Source organism: Pseudomonas sp. IT-P253, from assembly GCF_949768125.1.
Lineage (GTDB): Bacteria > Pseudomonadota > Gammaproteobacteria > Pseudomonadales > Pseudomonadaceae > Aquipseudomonas.
This window is the reverse complement of the sequence record NZ_CATKPT010000064.1, coordinates 1-609: the sequence shown is the minus strand read 5'-3', so window position 1 is coordinate 609 and position 609 is coordinate 1. Positions and strand designations below refer to the sequence as shown.

Sequence of the window (609 nt, the reverse complement as noted above, 5' to 3'; positions counted from 1 at the left end):
TTGTGCGCTATGCCGACGATGCGAACGTGTATGTTCGCAGCCGGAAGGCAGGCGAGCGGGTCATGGTCTTGCTCAGGCGCCTGTATGAAAAGCTGCACTTGAGTGTCAACGAGAGCAAGAGTGCGGTGGTTAGCGCGTTTGGTCGCAAGTTTTTGGGCTATGAGTTGTGGTCAGCCCGCGGCGAAGTCAAGCGAGCTGCATCCTATAAAGCGCAGAAGCAGTTCAAGCAGCGAATACGCTGGTACACCCGACGCTCGTGTGGTCGTAGTCTGCAGCAGATCGTCAATGACCTGCGACCTTACATTTTGGGTTGGAAAGCTTACTTCGGGTTGTCGCAAACCCCAGCCGTCTGGCGTGAGCTGGATGAATGGATACGACACCGATTGCGAGCTATCCAGCTTAAACAATGGAAGCGCGGAACGACGACGTATCGTGAGTTGCGAGCACTTGGCGCGAGTAACCAGGTGGCGCAGAAGGTGGCAGGAAACACCTGCCGTTGGTGGCATAACAGTCGTCTGGAGCTGAATCGCGTGCTGAATATTGCGTGGTTCGACAGGCTGGGATTGGTGCGTCTCTCATAACCTCAATCTCTCGAACCGCCCGGTGCGG

Annotated in this window: 1 protein-coding gene; it reads left to right on the top strand. The window is 56.0% G+C overall.

Features of this window, described 5'->3' with window-relative positions:
• The coding region (locus ACM6IR_RS24005; RefSeq protein WP_414909991.1) for a group II intron maturase-specific domain-containing protein at positions 1–581 on the top strand (581 nt) is incomplete at its 5' end.
• Between the last annotated feature and the right edge of the window lie 28 nt (positions 582–609).